Genomic DNA, 20,177 nt, shown 5'->3' with positions numbered 1-20,177 from the left:
GCGATCAATTGGGGGAAATGAAATGACATTTCAGGCGGAGTGGCCCGCCGGGCTGCCGGTCGGCGACGGCTGGGTGGAAGCCCCGGCCACCTCGGACGTGATCTTCCCGTACGACGGCTCGGTCGTGACCCGCGCGCCCGTCGGCGACGCCGCGCTCGCGGCCCGCGCGGTGGACGAGGCGCTGGCCGTGGCCCCCGCCATGGCGGCGCTCCCGTCGCACGCCCGCCGCGCCGCGCTGACGGCCGCGCACGACGCGCTGCGCGAGCGGCGCGAGGAGTTCGAGCGCCTGCTCGTCCTGGAGACCGGCAAGCCGCTGGCCGACTGCAAGGTCGAGGTCGCCCGCACCGTCGTCACCCTGGCCACGGCCGCCGAGGAGGTGGCCAGGCTGCACGGCGAGACGGTGCCGCTCGACCTGCTCCCGTCGGGCGAGGGCCTGATCGGGTTCTGGACGCGGCGGCCGATCGGCGTCGTCGTCGGCATCACCGGCTTCAACTACCCGCTCCTGCTGGCCGCCCACAAGATCGCCCCGGCGGTCGCGGCGGGCTGCCCGGTGATCGTCAAGCCCGCCCCCGCCACCCCGCTGGCCACGCTCTGGCTCGTCCACCTGCTGCGCTCCTCCGGCGCGCTGCCGCCAGCCGCTGTGCAGCTCGTCACCGGCGACGTCGAGGTCGGCCGCACCCTCGTGGAGGACCGGCGGATCGGCGCGGTGTCGTTCACCGGCTCGGCCGCCGCCGGGCACGCCATCGCCCGCGCCGCCGCCCCCACCAAGGTCCTGCTCGAACTCGGCTCCAATGCCGCCCTCGTCGTCGCCGCCGACGCCGACCTGGAGGCCGCCGCCGACGCCGTGGTGCGCGGCGGCTACTACGCCTCCGGCCAGGCGTGCATCTCCGTCCAGCGGGTGCTCGTCGAGGAGGCCGCGCACGAGGAGTTCCTGACGCTGCTGGCCGAGCGGATGAAGGACGTGACCGTGGGCGACCCGCGCTCGCCGCACACCCGCGTCGCGCCGCTCATCGACCCGGCCGCCACCGACCGGGTGCTCGGCCGGATCGGCGCGTCCGGCGCCCGCGTCGTGACAGGCGGCGTCCGCGACGGCCGCGCCATCGCGCCCACCGTGCTCACCGGCGTCCCGGAGGGGGCCGAGGTGTGGGACGAGGAGATCTTCGGCCCCGTCGTGTGCGTCCGCCCGGTGCCCGACCTCGACGCCGCCTTCGACGCCGTCAACGCCTCCCGGTACGGCCTGCACGCCTCCGTCTACACCCGCTCGCTGGCCACCGCGTTCGCCGCGATCGAGCGCATCGACGCCGGGGGAGTGGTGGTCAACGAGGTGCCGGGCTTCCGGGCGGACAACATGCCGTACGGCGGCGTCAAGGACTCCGGCGCGGGCCGCGAGGGGCCCCGCTTCGCCATCGAGGAGCTGACCGTCACCCGGATGGCGATCATCCGCCCGTCCTGACAGCCGTCTGACAGCGGCCCGGCAGGCCCCGGCGGCACGCTGGGCCGCATGATGTTCATCGAACTCTTCGTCCCCAAAGGCGTCCTCGACTCCGACCGCCGCCTCGTCGCCGAACGCCTCGGCTCCCTCCACGAGCTGACCGGGGGAGGCGAGCTGATCGGCGACGCAACCGCCGAGGTGTTCCGGTCCATGTTCCAGGTGGTCGTGCACGAACCGGACGTGTGGGTGGCCGCCGGACGCGCCCTCGGCCCCGCCGACCGGCCCCGCTACCTGGTCCGCGTGTACGTTCCCGGCCCCTGGCGCAAGGACATGAGCGAGGCGGTGGTCTCGTACGCGACCAAGGTCCTCAGGGAGTCCGACGGCCGGGACCCGGACGTGCAGGTGCACGTGCTGGGCGTGCCCGAGGGCGGCATCGGCCTCAACGGGCGCGCCACCACCTCCGAGGGCATCGTGGAACTCCTGAACGCGCCGGTCGAAACCGACCTCGCCGGCGGACGCGCCGCCCGCGACCCGATGTGCGGCGTGATCGTGCCCCTGGACGACGACGCGGTCACCCTGGAGGAGGACGGCGTCCTGCACGCCTTCTGCTGCTCCGGCTGCCGCGACGCCTACGTCGACAGGCGCGCCAGGCAGGCCGCCCGCTCCTGACGCGCCTCACACCGCCCGCAGGGCGGCGAGCGCGGCCGCCCGGTCCAGGCGGCGGCCGCGCTCGTAGGCGGCCCGGCGCCCGGAGGTGACCAGCAGGGCGCGCGTCAGCCGGACGACGTCCGGGTGGCGCGCGTCCGGGCCGCCCCGCACCGCCTCGGCGGCGCCCAGCGTCTCCGCCGCCCGCACCGGCTCGCCGCGCCGCAGCAGCAGATCCGTCAGCCCCACCCCCACCTGCGCGACCATCGGCGGGTCCGGCATCGCCGCCGCCAGCGCCAGCGCCTCCCCGAGCCAGCGGGCCGCCGCCTCCAGCTCCCCGGCGGCGACCGCCAGCCGCCCCGCCCCCGCCGCGTACAACGTCCGGTACGGCGTGTCGCCCTCCTCGCCCGCCAGCCGCAACTGCCGGCCGGCCTCGCCCAGGTCCCCATCGCAGCGGGCCAGGTCCGCCAGCGCCACCCGCGCCACGGCCGCCCGCCGCGGTCCGCCGGGCCCCGGCTCGCCCTCCTCGGCCAGCCGCAGCAGCCGCGCCCGGGCCCGCTCCGGCTGCCCGGCGTGGACGCGCACCATCGCCACCCACACCCCCAGCTCGTGGTACGTGCCCAGGTCGGCGGCCAGCCCCTCGGCCTCCTCCAGCGCCGCCACGGCCGCCTCGTACGCGTCGGCGGCGATCTCGACCGACGCCAGCGACATCAGCGTCAACGCCAGCCCCCACCGCTCCCCGGCCTCCCGGAACCCCGCGACCGCCGCCACCAGATCGGCGCGCCCCGCCGCCATCCCGGCGCCGGTGCCGCGCAGCAGCGACCGCGCCAGCCACACCATCCCGCGCGTCCAGGGATCCTCCGCTTCCAGGTACGGCTCCAGCCCGCTCAGCCCGCTGTCCGCCTCGCCACGGGCCAGCGCCAGCAACGCCCCCGCGAAGGCCCCGAGCGCGCCCTCCTCGCCCGAACCGCCGGGGTCGTCCGGGGGGAGCGCCGCCGCCGCGCCCGCCAGATCACCCGCCATCAGGGCGTTCAGCAGGAAGACGGCCACCGCCGTCCGCCGGGGACCCGGCGCGGACCGGCCCGGCACCTGAAGGGCCGCGCGCAGCCGGGCGACCGCCTCCGCGTGCTCACCGCGCACCGTCCAGAACATCGCCAGCGCCGCACCCAGCCGCACGGCCACATCCGCGTCGCCGTGGTCGCACGCGGTGCGCAGCGCGGCCAGCAGATGGTCCCGCTCGGCCGCCAGCCGCGCCACCCGGCCCAGCTGTCCGGCCCCTCGCAACTCAGGCCCCGCGGACTCGGCCAGCGCGAGAAAGCACGCGGCATGCGCCTCCCGCGCCGCCCGCAACCGGCCCGACTCCGCCAGCCGCAGCAGCCCGTACTCCCGGATCGTCCCCAGCATCCGGTAGCGGTCGCCGTCGAGCTGCAGCAGCGACTTGTCCACCAGCGCGTGCAGCGCGTCCTCACCGACACCCGCCCCGGCCGCCGCCTCCGCCGTGAAGCTCGCCGGGAAGACCGCCGCCCGCTCCGCCGCCTCCCGGACGCCGCCGTCCAGCAGGTCCCAGCTCCACTCCACCACGCCGCGCAACGTCCGGTGCCGGGGCGAGGCCGTCCGGCTGCCGCCCGTCAGCAGCCGGAACGGGCCGTCCCCGCGCGGCAGCCGGTCGCCCAGCCCGTCGGCCAGCCGGTCCAGCGTCATCGTCCGCAGCCGGGCCGCGGCCAGCTCGATCGCCAGCGGGAGCCCGTCCAGCCGCGCGCACACCTCACCGACCCGCCCCGACGGGACGAACCCCGGCCGCACGGCCAGCGCCCGCGCCGTGAACAACCGCTCAGCCTCCTCCGGCGGCAGCGGGGCCACCGGGCACAGCGCCTCCCCGCCGATGCGCAGCGGCTCCCGGCTCGTCGCCAGCACCCGCAGACCGGGGCAGCGGCCGAGCAGCGCCTCCACCAGCCGGGCCACCGGGTCCGCCACGTGCTCACAGTTGTCCAGCACCAGCAGCGCCCGCGCCCCCGCGAACGCCTCGGCCAGCTGCTCCACGGCGTCCGCCCGGACCCGCAACCCCAACGCCCGCGCCACCGCCAGCGCCACGTCCCCCGCGTCGGCCACCGCCGCCAGCCCTGCCCACCACACCCGACGGTCGGGATCGCTCCGGCGCGCCTCGGCGGGCAGCCCGCCGGCGGCCACGGCTGCGATGGCGAGGCGCGTCTTCCCCACGCCGCCGGGGCCGACCAGCGTCACCAGCCGACCGGCGGCCAGACGCGCGGCGATCAGCCGCAGCTCCGCCTCCCGCCCGACGAGCTCCGTCAAGGCCACCGGCACCCGCCCCTCACCCCCGTACAGCCCCTCACCGGACGGACCGGTGCGGGAGCCCGGGAGGTGCGCGCCCTCGGCCCCATGCGGGCCCTCGCCCCCGTGCTCGGCCTGGCCCTCGTCCCCGTGCGGGGTTTGGCTTCCGTGGGGGCGCTCACCCTTGCTCGGGCGCTGGCCTTCGCGCTCGTCTGCTACGGAGGGAGTGCGGTCCTGAAGTTCCCTCGGGTGTGCGCCGTCTGGCGTGGCCCCGGGGGGCGGGGGATCGGAGGGGAGGGGGGTGGGGTGCCCAGGACCGTGTGCTGGGGTACGCGACGGGGCCGGGGAGGGCGGGGTGGGGGGTATGCCGCGGAGGAGGCGGAGGTGCAGGGCGCGGAGGTCGGGGCCGGGGTCGGTGCCGAGTTCGGCGGCCAGCAGGCGGCGGTAGGTCTCGAAGGCGGCCAGGGCTTCGGCCTGCCTGCCGTGGGCGGCGAGCGTGCGGAGGTGGAGGGCGCGCAGGCGCTCGCGCAGGGGGTGGGCGGCGGTGAGCTGCTCCAGCTCGGCCACGCCGCCCGGCGGCCGGTGCCCGGTGGCGAGTTCGGCCTCGATGCGGTCCTCCAGCGCGCCGAGCCGCAGCTCCTCCAGGCGTACGGCGGCCGAGGCGGCGAAGGGGAGGGCGGCGGCGTCGGCCAGCGGTTCGCCCCGCCACAGCGCCAGCGCGCCGGCCAGCGCGGGCAGGGCGGCGTCCGGGCGGCCCTGGCGCAGCGCCCGGTGCCCCTGGGCGGCGAGCCGTTCGAAGCGGGTCACGTCCACGCTGTCGCCGGGCAGGTCGAGCCGGTACCCGGCGGGTTCGGAGCGCAGGGCGGCGCGGCCGGGCAGGGCGCGGCGCAACCGGGACACGAGCGAGTGCAGGGCCGGGGCCGGGTTGGCGGGGCCGTCGTCGGGCCACAGCGCCTCGGCCAGGGCGCGTGAGGTCACCACGCCGCCCGGGTCCAGGGCCAGCCGGATGAGCAGCGCCCGCAGCCGGAACCCGCCGACGTCGACCGGCCGCCCGTCCGCCACCACCTCCAGTGGCCCGAGCACCCCGATGCGCATGACCCCACTCTGCCACGCCACGCCGGACCGGCAGGCGGCAGCCGGACCGGGAATGCGCCCGGCTCCGCAGGCACCCAACCCGGCGAGCGGCCGGTCCGGGAGGCAGCCGCTCGGAGGCGGCCAACCCGGGAGGCGGCCAACCCGGGAGGCGGGTGGCCTCGGAGGGGCGCTAGTTCGGTGGGTCGAAGCGGCCGTCTACGGCGGTCCAGCCGCCGTCGACGTGGAGCACGGAGCCGGTGACGAAACTGGCCGCGTCGCTCGCCAGGTAGACGACCGCGCCGGCCATCTCCTCCGCCGTGGCCCACCGGCCCAGCGCGCTCTTGGCCGCGTAGGCGTCGTACCAGGCGGGGTTGTCCTTGATCTGCTTGGTCAGCGGCGTCTCGACGACGCCGGGCGCGATCGCGTTGACCCGCACCCCGGACGGCCCGAACTCGGCGGCGGCGGTGCGCAGGAGCTGCACCAGCCCGGCCTTGGTGGCCGAGTAGACGCCCTGGCCGGGTTCGGTCACGGAGGCGCGGATCGAGGCGAAGCCGATGATGGAGCCGCGGCCCCGTTCGACCATGCCCGCGCCGAAGGCCCGGATCACCTCGAACGAGGCGCGCAGGTTCAGGGCGACGACCCGGTCGAACTCCTCGCCGGTGTAGTCGAGCAGCCGCTTGCGCACGTTCGTGGCGGCGGTGAACACGAGCACGTCGACGGGGTGTTCGGCCGCGGCGGCGGCGCGCAGCTCGCCGGTGTCGAGCACGTCGAGCAGCCGGGCGGCGCCGCCGCAGCGCTCGGCGGTGGCGGTGGCGGCGGCCAGGTCGCGGTCGGCGCACACGACGTCGGCGCCGTGCGCGGCCAGCGCGAGCGCCGACTCCCTGCCGATGCCGCTGCCGGCTCCGATGACCACCGCACGCCGCCCGTCCAGGCGGAACAACCGCTCGTATGCCATGGAGGCACCCTAACGACTGGTCTGACCAGTGCACCAGGCCGGGTGGTTCAGGACCGGAGCGCCTCCCACTCCTCGCGGGTGATCTCGTACTCGACCTCGCCCTGGTCGGAGCCGTCGATCACGTCCGGCCAGTCCTGGAAGAACGTGCGCACGAAGCGCAGCCCGCACTTCTCCATGACGCGCCGCGAGCCGCGGTTGACCGTCATCGTCTCGGCGTACACGCGCCGGGCGCCGAGGGAGAAGGCGCGGTCGATGAGCGCCAGCGAGCCCTCGGTCGCGTAGCCCTTGCCCCAGGCCGCCTTGTGCAGCCGGTAGCCCAGCTCGGGCCCCTCGGCGGGGCCGTTCAGGAGGAACCAGCCGATGAACGTCTCCCCGTCGAACGCGGCGTAGAAGCCCCCGGCGGCGAACCTCGGCAGCGTCTCCCCGGTGATCACCTCGCGGGGGACCGGCTTGCCGCCGTTGAGGTAGCGCATCACCTCGGGGTCGTTGTGCAGGTCGTACAGGAGGTCGGCGTCGGCCTCGGTCTCGGTGAAGCGGCGCAGGGCCAGGCGGTCGGTCCGCAGGTAGAAGTCCACCCGCTCACGCATACCACCCGGCTCCGGCGCGGTTCGACAGGTTTTCCGGCCTGGCCGGCGGTCACTTCGACAGGTAGAGGGTCTTCCAGGTGCCCGCGTACAGGCAGGTGAGGGAGGGCTTGGCGGCCTTGGGCTCGGCGCAGACCTTGAGCTCGACCTGGTAGACGTCCCCGTGGCTGATCGTGAAGTGCTTCGGGGTGCGGTAGGAGCAGTCGCGGGCCCAGCGGTGCCGGAACGGCAGCTCGCCGCCCGAGCGGTAGGTGATGCGGAAGACCGCCCACCCGCACGCGGCGCCGCGCGTGTTGTCGCGCACGGTGCCGCTGATCCGGACGGCGTCGGCGGTCGGCAGGTCGGCGTGGTCCTCCCCGGTGGCGCTCAGCGTGCCCGCGGCGACGGCCCGCTTCCCGGGAGCCTGGTACGGGCCCCACGACCCGGCGGCGGGGGCGGCGTGTGCGGCGGGGGCGAGGGTGGCGAGGGTGACGGCGGCGGTGGCGGCGGCTGCGAGACCGGCGAGGGCGCGGGAGAGGCTCATCGGAGGACCGTCCTTCCTGGTGGATGGCCTCACTGTGCGATGCGGCGGTTTCAACCGGCTTGCCGGTGAATGACCGCCGATTTCAACCGGCTTGCCGCGCTCCGCCCCCTTTACCGGAAGTAGGTACGTCTCCGCGACCATACGACAGATTCACCTAATGTCTTAACAAACGTTGACATTTCGTTCATCTCCCGGATAGAAAGCTGTCACTGATCGGCAAGGAAGACGGGAGTCCGGCGGCACCATGATCGGGGAGATCGAGCTGCTCAGCGTGGCCACCAGCCTGCCGGAGCCCGCGCTGGACCTGCACTACCTGCACTACCCGCTGGACGTCCCCGAGGGCGCGGGCGAGCTGGAGCTGGAGCTCGCGTACGACAAGGTCATGGACGTCGTCCAGATCTACGCGGTGCTCCTCGACCCCGCCGGAACGTTCCGGGGGCACGTGCAGTGCCCCGGCGGGCCGGGGCCGCGGCGGCTGGTGATCCGCGTCGGGCGGCACGACGCGACGCCGGGATGCGTCCCGGGCCCGGTGCCGCCCGGTCGGTGGACCGTACGCCTCGATCTCGACCGCCACAAGCGGGCCGCGCCGTACGAGCTGACGGTGCGCGCCCGCCCGGCCGGGGAGCCGGCGACGGCGGCGGCGCGGGCCGTGCCGCGCGAGCGTCCCGCGCCCGGGGAGGTCACGCGCGGCGGCGCCGGCTGGTACCGGGGCGAGCTGCACAGCCACTCCCACCACTCCGACGGCCGCAGGCCCGTCGCCGACCTGGTGCGGGCCGCCCGCGACGCCCGCCTGGACTTCCTGGCCGTCACCGACCACTTCACCTCCGCCCACTGGGACGACCTGGCCGCGCACGACGACGAGCTCGTGCTGCTGCGCTCGATGGAGCTCACCAGCCACCGCGGCCACGCCAACCTGCACGGCCTGTCGCGCTGGGTCGACACGTACGTGGACCGCCCCGAGCACACGATGACCCAGGTGGCCGCCGACGTGCACGAGCAGGGCGGGCTGCTCTGCGTCAACCACGCCTTCAGCGGCGACCAGGCGTGGCGGCGCTTCGACACCCCGTGGGACCGCGTCGACCTCATCGAGATCGCCCACCTCCAGCAGGGCGCCAACAACGACGCGCAGATCGGTCTGTGGGACCGGCTGCTCACGGCCGGGCACCGGGTGATCGGCGTCGCGGGCAGCGACTGCCACGACCCGCACGACCCGGCGCAGGCGCTCGGCCAGGTGGTCACCGTGGTGCACGCCGAGGAGGCGAGCCGGGCGGGGATCGTGGCGGGGCTGCGGGCCGGGCGGGTGGCCGTGTGGCGCGGCGCCGACCTCGACATGCGCGTGGACGGCGCGCCGATGGGGTCGAGCACCGGGCGCGGGCGGGTGCGCGTCGAGGTGGACGTGCGGGCGGACGAGCCGGTCGTGGTGTTCGTGCTGCGCGACGGGCTGATCATCGGCGTGGTCCCGGCCGGGGACCGGCCGGGGGAGTGGCAGCGGATCGCCGTCGAGGACGTGATCGACCGGCCCGGCTACTACCGGGCCGAGGCGCACGCCGACCCCGGCAGGCACGACCCCCGCTTCTGGGCCAGCTCGATGCGCGACCACAGCTCGCTGCGGGCCGCCGGCAACCCGGTATGGATCCGCTGAAACCCCCCTCAGATCAGGAGACACCACCATGCGGTACGGGATCATGCTCGGCGCGGTCACGCTGGCCCTGGCGGGCTGCTCGGGTGTGCTGACCAACAACGACGCGGGCGCCGGCCAGGGCGACGCGAACTCGCTCACGCTCTACTCCGTCAGCGGCCCCGAGGTGACGGACCCGATCCTGGCCGCGTTCAGGACCGCGCACCCCGACATCACCGTCAACAAGATCAGTCTGCCGGGCACCGGCGAGGCGTTCGCCCGCGTCAGGGCGGAGAAGGACCGGCCGCTCGGCGACGTCATCTGGGGCGGCTCGTCCGAGCTGTACTCGGCCAACGCCGACCTGATCGCCCCCGTCGAGCTGCCCAACGACGCCGCCACCGTGGCCAAGGACCCCAACCACGTCTGGCACGCCACCGACCTGCTCTTCCAGGCGATCGCCGTGAACACCGACAAGTTCCCCGACGCGAGCAAGCACCCCAGGACGTTCGCCGACCTGGCCGAGCCGGACTACCCCGGCGGCGAGATCGCCTTCGCCACCCCCAAGTCGTCCGGCACCTCCTACAGCCTGCTCACCACCATGGTCACGCTGCACGACTGGGAGTACGTGACGCGGTTCGCGAAGAACGCCCGGCTGCTCGACGGCTCCACGGCCATGTTCAACATGGTCAAGGACGGCGAGGTCGGCACCTCGTTCATCAACGAGGACCTGGGCGCCAAGTGGATCGAGGCCGGGGCCAAGATCAAGCTGATCTACCCGTCCGACGGCGTGTCCAGCCAGATCGGCTCCGCCGGGGTCATCAAGGGCGCCAAGCACCTGGAGGCGGCCAAGACGTTCGTGGACTTCCTGATGTCGAAGGAGGCCCAGCAGACGATGGTCGACCAGGTGCAGCGGCGCTCCTCCCGCGCCGACGTGTCCGCGCCGACCGGGCTGCCGCCGGTCGAGCAGCTCAAGCGGGCCGGCGTGGACGAGAAGTGGGCGGCCGGGCAGAAGGACGAGATCCTGGCCAAGTTCGACGACGCGGTCAAGAGCGCGGGCTGATGGCCGTCCGGTCCCGGTCCCGTTCCTCCCGGGCGAACTGGCGCGACCCGTGGCGGCTGGCCGGCCTCCTCGCCCTGCTCGTCCTGCTGATCTTCATCGTCTACCCGCAGCTGTGGATCGTCACGGCCGCGTTCACCTCCGACACGGGCGAGTTCACGCTCGACCGGTTCGCCGCGTTCGCGGCCGACGACCGGTTCACCGCGCCCCTGGTGCACAGCGTGGTCGTCAGCCTCGCCGTCGCGGCGGGGGCGGCGCTGGTGGCGGTGCCGCTCGCGTTCGTCATGGCCCGCTACCGGGTGCCCGGCCGGGAGGCCGTGCTCACGCTGCTGACGATGGCGACGACCTCGCCGCCGTTCCTCGGCGCGTACGCGTGGCTGCTGCTGCTCGGCAGCGGCGGCATCGTCACCAAGGCGGCCCGCGAGGCGGGCGTGCCGCTGCCGTTCGACTCGATCCTCGGCGTCGGCGGCATCATCTGGGTGGGCGTGTGGTTCACGTTCGCGCTGATCTTCCTCATGGTGTACGACGCGTTCCGGGCGGTCGACCCGGCGCTGGAGGAGGCCGCGCTGTCGGTCGGGTCCACGCCGTGGCGGGCGCACTGGAAGGTGACGCTGCCGCTGGCGGTGCCCGCGATCGTCACCGGCTGCTACCTGGCCGGGATGCGGATCTTCGCCGACTTCGGCACGCCCATGCTCATCGGCGGCGGCTACCAGATGCTGCCCGTCGTGGTCTACCAGAACTTCATGTCCGAGGTGGCCGCCAGCCCCGGCGTCGCCGCCACGGCCAGCATCGTGATGGTGCTCGTCTCCGGGCTCGCCCTGGTCGCGCAGCGGCGGATCGTCGCGCGGCGCTCGTTCGCCGTGACGGGCGGCCGGGAGCAGCCGCTGCGCGAGCTGCGCGGCCTGTCCAGGGCGCTGACGCTGGGCGGGATCTGGACGGCGCTGCTGCTCGGGTTCGTGCCGCACCTCGTGGTCGTCCTCACCAGCTTCCTGCGCTGGCAGTCGGGCATCCTGCAGTGGGAGCCGACGCTGGACAACTACCGGCGGCTGTTCGAGGAGTCGCTGCAGCCGATCGTGCTCAGCTTCGTCTTCGCCGGCATCGCCTGCCTGCTCGCGCTGGTCACGGGCGTGGTCGTGGCCTACATCGTGGCCCGCAAGCGCTTCCGGATCTCCGGCCCGCTGCTGAACAACCTCGTCATGGTCCCGTACATCCTGCCGGGCACCGTGTTCGCCATCGGGTTCATCCTGGCGTTCAACCACCTGCCGGTCATCCTCACCGGCACCGCGCTGATCATCGTGGTCGCCTACTTCATCCGGCGGCTCCCGTACGTGATGAAGTCCATCGAGACCGCGCTCGCCCAGGTGCACCCGTCGCTGGAGGAGGCCGCGATGAGCGTCGGCGCGCCGCCCAGGCGCAGCTTCCGCGACATCGTCGTGCCGATCATCAGGCCCGCCGTCATCTCCGGCGGCACCGTCGGCTTCCTGCAGATGATCACCGAGCTGTCGGCCACCGTCATGCTGTACGCGGTGCCGTGGGTGACCATGACCGTGGTCATCTTCACCAACGCCATGCAGCCGGGCAGCCCGTTCGGCGTCGCCTCGGCCATGACCACCGTGCTGCTCGTGTCCGTCTACGTCCCCCTCTACCTGCTGCGCCGCCGCTACAACCTCCGGAGCATCTGATGGACATCAGCATCGAGGGCGTCTCCAAGTCCTTCGGCGAGACCACCGCCCTGGAGTCGGTCGACCTGCGGGTGCCGTCGGGGCGGCTGGTCACGCTGCTCGGCGCGTCCGGCTGCGGCAAGACGACGCTGCTGCGCATCGTCGCCGGGTTCGAGACGGCCGACACCGGCAGCGTCCGGTTCGGCGAGCGCGACCTGGCCCGGGTGCCGGTGTGGAAGCGCCGCATCGGGTTCGTCTTCCAGAGCTACGCGCTGTGGCCGCACATGACCGTCGCCGAGAACGTCGCGTACGGGCTGCGCCTGCGCAAGCTGCCCAAGCAGGAGATCGCCGCCAAGGTGGCGGCCGGGCTGGCCATGGTCGGGCTGACCGGCCGCGAGCAGCGCAGGCCCGGCCAGCTCTCCGGCGGCCAGCAGCAGCGCGTCGCCCTGGCCCGCGCGCTCGCCCTGGAGCCCGACGTGCTGCTCATGGACGAGCCGCTGTCCAACCTGGACGCCAAGCTGCGGATCGAGATGCGCCGCGAGATCCGCCGCATCCAGCAGGAGACCGGCATCACCGCCGTCTACGTCACCCACGACCAGGACGAGGCGCTGGAGATCTCCGACCTGGTCGCCGTCATGAACGGCGGCCGCGTCGAGCAGATCGGCGCCCCCGAGGACGTCTACGACCGGCCGGAGACCACGTTCGTCGCCTCGTTCGTCGGCACCGTCACCCTGCTGAAGGGCGAGGTCACCGCCGACGGCGGGCTCGCGCTCGGCGGCGGCGCCACCGTCGCGCTCGGCCGGCCGCCCGGCCCGCCCGGCGCCGTCGTGAACGTCGCCCTGCGCCCCGAGGACCTGCGCCTCGTCGACACCGGCGCCCAGCTCACCGGCACCGTGGTGCGCAGCAGCTTCCAGGGGTCCGGCCGCGAGTCCGTCGCCGAGCTGCCCGGCGGCGAGCACGTCACGTTCGAGCACCGCAGGCCGCTCGCCACCGGCGCCACCGTCGGGCTGGTGGCCGACCGCTTCACCGTCGTCGAACGCGACACGGGCCTCGCCTGAGCCCCGGACCGGCGGGTACAAAGGATCACATGACCGCACTCGGCGCCGTGTTCCGGCCCCAGCTCCCGCCCGAACGCCTCCGCGAGGTCGCCCAGGCCGCCGACGACGCCGGGCTGGAGCAGCTGTGGCTGTGGGAGGACTGCTTCTTCGAGGGCGGCGTCTCCACCGCCTCCGCCGCGCTCGCCTGGACCCGCAGGCTGCGCGTCGGTGTCGGGCTGCTGCCCGTCCCGCTGCGCAACGCCGCGCTGGCCGCGATGGAGGCGGCCGCGCTGCACCGGATGTTCCCCGGCCGGGCCGTCGTCGCCCTCGGCCACGGCGTGCAGAGCTGGATGGGGCAGACCGGGGCGCGCGTGGAGTCGCCGCTCACGCTGCTGCGCGAGCACCTGGCGGCCACCCGGGCGCTGCTGCGCGGCGAGCGCGTCACCACGCGGGGGCGTTACGTGCGGCTCGACGACGTCGCCCTCGTGTGGCCGCCCGCCTCGCCGCCGCCGGTGCTCGCCGGCGCCACCGGGCCGCGCACCCTGCGTCTGTCGGGCGAGGCCGCCGACGGCACCGTCATCGTCGCCGGCACCGCCCCGGACGACGTACGGCGGGCGCGCCGGCTCATCGACGAGGGGCGGGAGGCGGCCGGGCGTGACGACCGGCATGAGCTCGTCTGCTACCTGCACGCCGCCACCGGCCCCGACGGGCCCGCCCGGCTCGAGGCCGAGACCGCCCTCAGCGGCAGGCCGGAGTACGGCGCCGCCGGGCCGGCCGCGGCGATCGCCGAGGCCGCCGCGCGGCTGGCCGAGGCCGGGGCCGACACCGTAATCCTGCAGCCCACCGGTGACGAGCCCGACCCGGCGGGCTTCGTCCGCTTCACCGCGGAAGAGGTGCGGCCCCTCCTGACCTGACCGAACGCCGTACCGGGGCTCGCGGCGGCGTCAGGGGGCCCAGGCGGTGGCCTTCAGGACGGCGGCGGCCACGACGGCGGGCGGGTCGTCCGCCACTTGCACCGTGACGTCGTCGACCTCGGCCGCGTCCAGGATGTCGTCGAGCTCGCCCGCGCGGGCCAGGTGCCAGCGCAGCCGCGCCTCGTCGCCGTCGTGCCGCCGGACCAGCCGCCGCCGGAGCGTGGCGGGCTCGACGCGCAGCCGGCACACGGTCAGGTCGACGCCGAGCGCCTCCCGGTAGCGTCCCCGCTCCTCCAGGCTCTCGATGACGCCCGCGAGGACCAGCCGCACGGCCCCCGCCTCCAGGTAGTTGCGGGCGACGCTGCGCAGGTTGCGCACGGTCATCGCCGAGTTGAACGGGTCGCCGGGCGGCGACGGCCAGGAGCGGCGCAGCCAGTCGAGGTCGAGCACGGCGCCGGGGACGCGGGCGTCGGCGAGCAGGTCGCCGAGCGCGTCCGCCACCGTGGTCTTGCCAGCGCCGACAGTGCCCGTGATCAGGAGGGCGCGGGCTGGGGACATGCGGCCATTCTGGCAGAGACCCCGTCCGGCCGGTCCGTGGCCCCGGCGGCCGGCTCACCTCCCGCCGCGCCGCACGTACACGGGCTCACCCACGTCGACCAGGCGATACAGCTTGTCGGCGGTGTCCATCGGCACCCGCACGCAGCCGTGGGAGGCGGGCCGCAGCGGCACCTTCGTCGACCCGTGCATCGCCACCCCGCCGACGAAGTACAGCGAGTTGTACATCGACCCGAGCGGCCCCGTCGTCCATCCCGGGGCCCGCTTGGTCACCCGGAAGTCACCCTCCGGGGTGCGCGCGATCCGGCAGCGGCCGCCCTCGCAGAACTGCACTCCGGCGCCGCTCGACATGTGGGAGATCAGCACCGGCCGCCGGTCGCGGTAAACGGCGAGAAGCTGGCGGCGCAGGTCGACCTCGACCCGGTCGCGGGGGCCGCCCGGCACCAGCGGGCGCATTCTCCGGGGACGTTCCAGGGCGCGCAGCACCTTGGCGTCGGCCACGTTGCGCGGGCGCATTCCCTGGCTCTTCTGGAACCCCCACACCGCGGCCCGGGTGGATTCGTCGAAAACCCCGTCAGCCTGTCCCCAGAAATAGCCGCCGGCCCGCAGCCGCCGCTGCATCTGCTTCACGGCGGGGCCCCGGTCGCCGGGCCGCAGCACGCCCGCCGGAGCGGCGGGATCGGCGGCCGCGCGGGCGGCGGGCGCCAGCGCCGCGGGTGCGGGGACGGCGGGAGCGAGGGGCAGTCCCAGGCCCACCGCGAGAACCAAGACGTTGATCATACGCCACTTCGTTTCCCTGTTCGGTGCATGCGCACCCCGGCGAAATGCCTTTTTCCGTAAAGGGCTGCGAGCCATTGTTGTCCCGCTAAATCCGGACAAATTGAATTTCGCTCTCACGCCTCGCGGAAATGGCGATCCTTTGATCATCCATTGCTGTTCGACTGGATAAGAGTGATCGGGAGTGCGGGTATGTCTGCGGCTGTCGCGGAGCGAGAGAGTCGGCGCCCCGCGTCCAGATCGATAAACCCATGAACGGAAACGATCGCCCATGAACACTGAGAGTCGAGCGCCGCGCGCGCTCAAGCGGGTCGCCACCCTGGCCCTCGCGACTGCTGCCGCCAGCGTCATGCTTCTCCCGGCGGCGCAGGCCGCCGGCGCCAGCACGGCTCAGGTGGCCGGCACCGCCGTCCAGGCGGGCGTGGTCACCGGTGCGCACGAGAAGCCCCTCCTGGGCTGCCGTCACCGCCGCTGCGGGCACGGCTGGGGCCACCGCTGGTGGGGTGGCTGGCGCCACAAGTGCCACCGTCACCACCACCACTGCCGTCGCGGCCCGAGGGGCCCCGAGGGTCCGCGCGGCCCGCAGGGACCGGCGGGTCCGCAGGGCCCCCAGGGCCCTCCCGGAAAGGTCATCCACAAGCCGGTGTGGCCCCACAAGCAGCACGAGCTGGAGCCGTGGTGGGCGCACAACGACCACGACCACGACCGCGACTGGAACCGCGGCTGGGACGACGGTAACGGCTGGTGGGAAGGCTGGCGCCACCACGACCGCAACCACGACGACGACTGACCGGCGGGCGCGCCCGCGCGCCCGCCCGGTCTGACCGCTGATGCCGCGCCCGTGCCACGGGTGCGGCATTCGCGCGTTGACGGCCGGATGAGCCGCCGGCTGCCCGGCTCCGTGCTTACCGTCCGTAGCCTGGAGCTCCACGGCTTGACTACAAGTCAGGATATGTGGTCGTCTCGTCACTTCTATTCGTAACGGGATGACTTCGGGGGGTTTCGCGCCATGCCATGCCGGCACGCCGTGGGCCGCGTGCTCGCTTCCACGTCCATGGCGATCGCCGCTCTGGCGGCCACCCCTCACCCGGCCCCGGCACACGCCGACCCGGCCCGCCCGGCGGGGCAGCCTGCCCGGACGGAGGCCCGGACTCCCCGCGCCGGGACCGTGCCGCCGGTGCCCACGCCGGCCGGCACGCCGGTGCGGGTCGCGCTGGAGCCGTCGCCCGCCCTGGCCGACCCCGGCGACGGGCAGACCGGCCCGGAGGCCCCCGAGGTGACCACCCCGGCGGGCCCGGCGCTCGCCGAAGCCGTCGAGGCCGAGGCCCGCGAGAGCGCCCGGGCGCCGGAGACGGACCCCCAGGCGGACGACGGGCCGGAGAACGACGGGCCGGGCGACGACGGGCGGGAGAACGACGGGCCGGGGAACGGCGGGCCGGTGTCGCCGCGGGACGTGCTGCCCGCCGCCGACGGGGCCGCGCCGCTGGCGTTGCAGGCCCCCGTCGCCGGGCTGTTCGGCAAGCTGGCCAAGCAGGTTCCCGGCCTGACGTACCGGCTGTGCGTGGAGAGCGAGCGGGTGCCCGTCTCCTGCTCGGGCCCGCAGCCGCTGGCCAAGCCGGTGGCCGCGGACGTGACCGGCGACGACAGGGCCGACGTGGCGGCGTACCTGCTGCCCGAGGCCGAGCCGGGGAAGTCCGCCGTCGGGCTCGGCTTCACGGTCAGGCGGTTGCCCGGCCGCCCGGCCGCCAGGGCCCGGGTGTGGGCCGAGTACGACGGCCGGGTCTCCGTCGGCTTCGGCGGCCTGCTGTCCGGCACCGACCGGGGCACGTTCACCGTCGACCTGTCGGGCGGCCACGTGAAGGCGAGCGTGACCCGTACGGACCCGGGGGCGTCCGCCACGACGGTGGCGGGGCTGACCGGGAAGGCGCTGGTGAGCCTGCGCCAGACGCCCGCCACCGGGCGTCTCACGGTGGACGCGAGCCTGGGCTCGCCGCGCCTGGACGTGACCGCGTCGGCCCCGGCCCGGGTGGAGGCGCTCGCGGTCACCGGCCGCCGCGTGACCCGGGCGGTGCTCGACCGGATGCCGAGGAGCGCCCGGGTGACGCTGGAGGGCGGCGGGGCGCGCTTCACCGCGCCGAGCCGGATCGGCCGCGCCGAGCTGCACGACCACCACTACAGCGAGGGCCGGCTCATCCGGCTGGCGAGCGTCGAGCTGCGCGACGTGCCGCCGGTCCTGACCGCCCGGTACGCGACCGAGCGCGGCAGGCAGGTGCTGACGTTCGGCACCGGGCGCGGCCGGGCCGGGGCGGCGCGCGTCCGCTACTACGACCGGGCGGCGGGCCGCGCCGTGCTGCGCGCCGGGCTCACCGGCCTGCCCGCCCGGCTGCGCCTGGTCAACGACCCGGCCGCGCACCGGGTGCGGCTGACGGCGAGCTCGCCCGTGGGCCGGTTCGAGGCCGTGCTCCAGCGCGGCGGCGGCGCGCTCGCCACCCCGCGCGGCGGCCACGTCACCATGATCAAGGACGGCGCCGCGTTCGGCGTCTCGGCGCTGCTGACCAAGCTGTCGGCGTTCGACGTCACGTACGGGGCGCGGCCGCGAGCGCGGCTGGAGTCGGGCGGCGGCCGGCCGTTCACCGGCGCGGCGAGCGTCGACGGGGCGCACCGGGCCAGGCTGGAGCTGTCGAACACGCCGCACGAGGTGGAGGTCACGCTCGACCCGGCGGGCAAGGCCGTCTACCGGTCCGCCGGCACGATCGGCGAGGTGCGCGCCGCCTACGCGAACACCCGTTCCGCCCTCGCCGTCGACGTCACCGCGCGGGGCGTGCGCGGCGACGCCGGCGCGTCGTGGGAGCTGGGGGAGCGGTCGAGGGCGGCCGTCTCGGGGTCCGCGCCGCTGCGCGAGATCCGGCTGCGCGCCCGGCGCGGCGGCGACGACCTGAGCGCCACGGTGACCGGCCCCGGCAGGCGCGCCGAGCTCGTCGCCGACATCGCCGCCAGGACGCTCACCTGGACCTCCGGCGCGCCCGTCCGCTCGGTGGACGCGCTCGCCCGCGCCACCGCCGGCGGCCGGAAGGTGCGGGCCGCCGCCCGGGTGACCGGCGTGCCGGCCCGCTTCGACGCCTCCTGGGACCCGCGCGGCTACCGCTTCCGCGGCCTGTCCGGGCCGGTCGGCTCGGCGGCGCTCGCGTTCACCAACCACGACGGCGCCAAGGTCCCGGCGGGCCCGCACCTGGCCGCCCACTACGACGAGACGTCCGGCGACCTGGACGCCGCCGTGCGGGTCAAGGGGCTGCGCTCGGTCGCGTTCACGCCGTCGGACGGCGGGTTCGCCGCCGACGTCCGGGCCGCCCGGCAGACGCTCGCGCTGTCGGCCGACGTCACGCGCGGCGACGTGCGCGCCGGGCTGCTCGGCACCGCCGGGCCCGCGCCCGGGCGGCTCGCGGTCTCGGTGTCGGGCGGGCAGGTCACGTACTCGGGCACCCGCATGGACGTGCGCGCCCGCGCCTGGGCCGGCAAGACCGGGGCGCTGCGCGACCTGAAGGACGCGCCCGCGCTGGACGACGGCATCTCGCTCGTCGACGGCGGCTGCCGGCCGGGCACGCGGGGCTGCGCGCCGGGCGCGTTCTGCGCCGAACGGGGCTGCTTCGCTGTCCGGGCCCACCTGGACGTGGCCGGGCTGCCGGAGAAGGTGACGGTGGACCCGGCCAGGAGGACGTTCACCTTCGACGGCTACCGGCCGGGCGGCCGCGGCCTCGGGCTCTACCTGGCCGGGACGGTCCTGCCGCCCGCGCCGGTCAAGGTCGCCGCCCGGCTCACCGGGCTGCCGTCGCGGATCACCCGCATGTCCCTGGGCCCGTTCGGCGTGACGCCCGGCCCGCAGGGGAACGTCGTCGAGGCCGCCTACCGCGTCGAGCCGGCGGCCACGCTGGGCGCGCTCACCGCGCACGCCGAGGCCGGGGGCGCGCGCGGGCGGGTCGCCGTCGCGCCGGTGCCCGCAGCCGTGGCCGTCCACGGCACGTACGGGGCGCGGACCCGCGTCCGGGTGATCAACTCCGCGCCGGTCGAGCGGCTCAGCGCCCAGGTGACGGTCCCGGGAGCCGGGAGCGGGGAGCTGCGGTTCACCGACGTGCCCGCCCGGTTCGGCGTGGACGCCGACGCCTCGGCCACCGGGCTGCGCGTCCCGGCCGTCACGTACAAGGCCGAGGGCGGCCTGTCCACGCTCGACGGCCTGCTCCGCGTGGACGGCGGGCTGGCCGACCGGTCAGGACGGCTCGGGCACGTGTCGCTCTCCGTCACCGACCTGGCCGCCGACACCACCGTCAGGCTCGGCCCCGGCCTGTCGGTGGACCTGGTGTCGCGGCCGGTGCCCACCGGCCGGGTCGCGCTGCGCGCCGGGCTCACCGTCGACCCGGTCGCCCGCCAGCGGGTGCGCGCCGCCCAGGACGTCCCCTACACCGGCGGCTTCCTGTCCTACCAGGTGAACGGCGACTTCGCGCTCGGCCGCAGCTCCGTCGCCGACCTGTCGCTGGCCGTGCGGAAGGTGTCGCGGCTCACGGTGCGGCCGGGGCGGGTCCCGTTCGGGCTGAAGGCGCCGGCGGCGCTCGGCTACCTGACGCCCGGCTTCGAGGGCGCCTACGACCGGCTCACGCTGCGTGCCCGCGGCGTCGACCTGCGGCCGGACGTCACGCTGGGCGTCCGGCTCAGCCGGGAGGTCGGCGCGGACGTCTTCCGCGAGTCGGTGCGCCTGGGCGCGGCCAGGTCGCTCGCGCCGCGCCGCTACGACCAGCGGCTGCGCCGCATCTCCACCCGTCCGCAGATCGCGGCGGCCGGGATCAGGCTCGCCTGCCTGGCGGTCAGTGCCAAGCCGGGGTTCGCGGCGCGGGGGAAGGGCGACTCCATCACGCTGCGCGGCGCGGGCGGGCCGCAGATGGTGTCGTTCCTGGACCCCGGCGGCCAGACGCCCGACTACGCGGTCGACCTGCTCACCCACTTCATGTCGCCGTTCCCCGGCGCCGTGTGGAAGGTGGACGCGCGCGCCGGGGGCTGCCGGGCGTAG

Annotated in this window: 15 protein-coding genes; 9 read left to right on the top strand and 6 right to left on the bottom strand. The window is 75.4% G+C overall.

What is annotated here, in order from left to right; translation table 11 throughout:
• The first annotated feature begins 22 nt into the window (after nt 1–22).
• A complete protein-coding gene (locus AB0J53_RS33175) occupies nt 23–1,453 on the top strand; it encodes an aldehyde dehydrogenase family protein (protein ID WP_364179672.1) in 1,431 nt (476 codons plus the stop codon).
• 48 nt (nt 1,454–1,501) lie between these two features.
• Nucleotides 1,502–2,101, top strand: coding sequence for a YHS domain protein (locus tag AB0J53_RS33170; protein ID WP_364179670.1), 600 nt, complete (start codon nt 1,502–1,504; stop codon nt 2,099–2,101).
• Between the two features lie 6 nt (nt 2,102–2,107).
• Here the strand turns inward: AB0J53_RS33170 and AB0J53_RS33165 are convergent, their stop codons facing one another.
• From AB0J53_RS33165 to AB0J53_RS33150, 4 genes are all read right to left on the bottom strand, one after another.
• Complete coding sequence (locus tag AB0J53_RS33165) at nt 2,108–5,461, bottom strand: BTAD domain-containing putative transcriptional regulator (protein WP_364179668.1); 3,354 nt, start codon at nt 5,459–5,461, stop codon at nt 2,108–2,110.
• A 169-nt stretch (nt 5,462–5,630) separates the two neighbouring features.
• On the bottom strand, nt 5,631–6,395 hold the full coding sequence (locus AB0J53_RS33160) for an SDR family NAD(P)-dependent oxidoreductase (RefSeq protein ID WP_364179666.1): 765 nt from the start codon (nt 6,393–6,395) through the stop codon (nt 5,631–5,633).
• A 47-nt stretch (nt 6,396–6,442) separates the two neighbouring features.
• Nucleotides 6,443–6,982 (bottom strand): GNAT family N-acetyltransferase, encoded by a 540-nt coding sequence (locus AB0J53_RS33155; RefSeq protein WP_364179664.1) that lies wholly within the window; start codon nt 6,980–6,982, stop codon nt 6,443–6,445.
• 49 nt (nt 6,983–7,031) lie between these two features.
• Nucleotides 7,032–7,502 carry a hypothetical protein gene (locus tag AB0J53_RS33150; RefSeq protein ID WP_364179662.1) on the bottom strand — a complete coding sequence of 157 codons (471 nt, stop codon included), beginning with the start codon at nt 7,500–7,502 and terminating at the stop codon, nt 7,032–7,034.
• 244 nt (nt 7,503–7,746) lie between these two features.
• Between AB0J53_RS33150 and AB0J53_RS33145 the strand changes: the two genes are divergently transcribed.
• From AB0J53_RS33145 to AB0J53_RS33125, 5 genes are read left to right on the top strand one after another with little or no spacing between them, the layout of a single operon-like run.
• The gene (locus AB0J53_RS33145; protein ID WP_219513960.1) at nt 7,747–9,144 is read left to right on the top strand and encodes a CehA/McbA family metallohydrolase; all 1,398 of its coding nucleotides are present in this window, start codon (nt 7,747–7,749) and stop codon (nt 9,142–9,144) included.
• A gap of 28 nt (nt 9,145–9,172) precedes the next feature.
• Nucleotides 9,173–10,180: an extracellular solute-binding protein gene (locus AB0J53_RS33140; protein WP_219513943.1), complete on the top strand. Its 1,008-nt coding sequence runs from the start codon at nt 9,173–9,175 to the stop codon at nt 10,178–10,180.
• Complete coding sequence (locus tag AB0J53_RS33135; RefSeq protein WP_364179659.1) at nt 10,180–11,859, top strand: iron ABC transporter permease; 1,680 nt, start codon at nt 10,180–10,182, stop codon at nt 11,857–11,859. Before AB0J53_RS33140 ends, AB0J53_RS33135 begins: the two co-directional genes overlap by 1 nt.
• Complete coding sequence (locus AB0J53_RS33130; RefSeq protein ID WP_364179657.1) at nt 11,859–12,896, top strand: ABC transporter ATP-binding protein; 1,038 nt, start codon at nt 11,859–11,861, stop codon at nt 12,894–12,896. Before AB0J53_RS33135 ends, AB0J53_RS33130 begins: the two co-directional genes overlap by 1 nt.
• Before the next feature lie 29 nt (nt 12,897–12,925).
• The gene (locus AB0J53_RS33125) at nt 12,926–13,789 is read left to right on the top strand and encodes an LLM class flavin-dependent oxidoreductase (protein WP_364179655.1); all 864 of its coding nucleotides are present in this window, start codon (nt 12,926–12,928) and stop codon (nt 13,787–13,789) included.
• A 30-nt stretch (nt 13,790–13,819) separates the two neighbouring features.
• Here the strand turns inward: AB0J53_RS33125 and AB0J53_RS33120 are convergent, their stop codons facing one another.
• On the bottom strand, nt 13,820–14,347 hold the full coding sequence (locus AB0J53_RS33120; protein WP_364179653.1) for an AAA family ATPase: 528 nt from the start codon (nt 14,345–14,347) through the stop codon (nt 13,820–13,822).
• 54 nt (nt 14,348–14,401) lie between these two features.
• A complete protein-coding gene (locus tag AB0J53_RS33115) occupies nt 14,402–15,124 on the bottom strand; it encodes a L,D-transpeptidase family protein (RefSeq protein WP_364179651.1) in 723 nt (240 codons plus the stop codon).
• 268 nt (nt 15,125–15,392) lie between these two features.
• Here AB0J53_RS33115 and AB0J53_RS33110 point away from each other — a divergent pair, with 268 nt between their 5' ends.
• Together AB0J53_RS33110 and AB0J53_RS33105 are read left to right on the top strand one after the other, a co-directional pair.
• Entirely contained in the window at nt 15,393–15,911 is a 519-nt protein-coding gene (locus AB0J53_RS33110; RefSeq protein ID WP_219513923.1) for a hypothetical protein, read from the top strand.
• A gap of 246 nt (nt 15,912–16,157) precedes the next feature.
• Nucleotides 16,158–20,177: a hypothetical protein gene (locus AB0J53_RS33105; protein ID WP_364179649.1), complete on the top strand. Its 4,020-nt coding sequence runs from the start codon at nt 16,158–16,160 to the stop codon at nt 20,175–20,177.

Source organism: Nonomuraea sp. NPDC049725 (assembly GCF_040674795.1).
Classification (GTDB): domain Bacteria; phylum Actinomycetota; class Actinomycetes; order Streptosporangiales; family Streptosporangiaceae; genus Nonomuraea; species Nonomuraea ceibae.
Note: the sequence above shows the minus strand (reverse complement) of the source record. Positions and strands in the feature narration are given on the sequence as shown.

What these genes read in the sequence shown, in the direction of transcription:
- AB0J53_RS33120 (WP_364179653.1), bottom strand. Translation starts at nt 14,347, where the DNA reads ATGTCCCCAGCCCGCGCCCTCCTGATCACGGGCACTGTCGGCGCTGGC.
- AB0J53_RS33135 (WP_364179659.1), top strand. Translation starts at nt 10,180, where the DNA reads ATGGCCGTCCGGTCCCGGTCCCGTTCCTCCCGGGCGAACTGGCGCGAC.
- AB0J53_RS33175 (WP_364179672.1), top strand. Translation starts at nt 23, where the DNA reads ATGACATTTCAGGCGGAGTGGCCCGCCGGGCTGCCGGTCGGCGACGGC.
- AB0J53_RS33170 (WP_364179670.1), top strand. Translation starts at nt 1,502, where the DNA reads ATGATGTTCATCGAACTCTTCGTCCCCAAAGGCGTCCTCGACTCCGAC.
- AB0J53_RS33150 (WP_364179662.1), bottom strand. Translation starts at nt 7,502, where the DNA reads ATGAGCCTCTCCCGCGCCCTCGCCGGTCTCGCAGCCGCCGCCACCGCC.
- AB0J53_RS33160 (WP_364179666.1), bottom strand. Translation starts at nt 6,395, where the DNA reads ATGGCATACGAGCGGTTGTTCCGCCTGGACGGGCGGCGTGCGGTGGTC.
- AB0J53_RS33115 (WP_364179651.1), bottom strand. Translation starts at nt 15,124, where the DNA reads ATGATCAACGTCTTGGTTCTCGCGGTGGGCCTGGGACTGCCCCTCGCT.
- AB0J53_RS33165 (WP_364179668.1), bottom strand. Translation starts at nt 5,461, where the DNA reads ATGCGCATCGGGGTGCTCGGGCCACTGGAGGTGGTGGCGGACGGGCGG.
- AB0J53_RS33110 (WP_219513923.1), top strand. Translation starts at nt 15,393, where the DNA reads ATGAACACTGAGAGTCGAGCGCCGCGCGCGCTCAAGCGGGTCGCCACC.
- AB0J53_RS33155 (WP_364179664.1), bottom strand. Translation starts at nt 6,982, where the DNA reads ATGCGTGAGCGGGTGGACTTCTACCTGCGGACCGACCGCCTGGCCCTG.
- AB0J53_RS33125 (WP_364179655.1), top strand. Translation starts at nt 12,926, where the DNA reads ATGACCGCACTCGGCGCCGTGTTCCGGCCCCAGCTCCCGCCCGAACGC.
- AB0J53_RS33130 (WP_364179657.1), top strand. Translation starts at nt 11,859, where the DNA reads ATGGACATCAGCATCGAGGGCGTCTCCAAGTCCTTCGGCGAGACCACC.
- AB0J53_RS33140 (WP_219513943.1), top strand. Translation starts at nt 9,173, where the DNA reads ATGCGGTACGGGATCATGCTCGGCGCGGTCACGCTGGCCCTGGCGGGC.
- AB0J53_RS33145 (WP_219513960.1), top strand. Translation starts at nt 7,747, where the DNA reads ATGATCGGGGAGATCGAGCTGCTCAGCGTGGCCACCAGCCTGCCGGAG.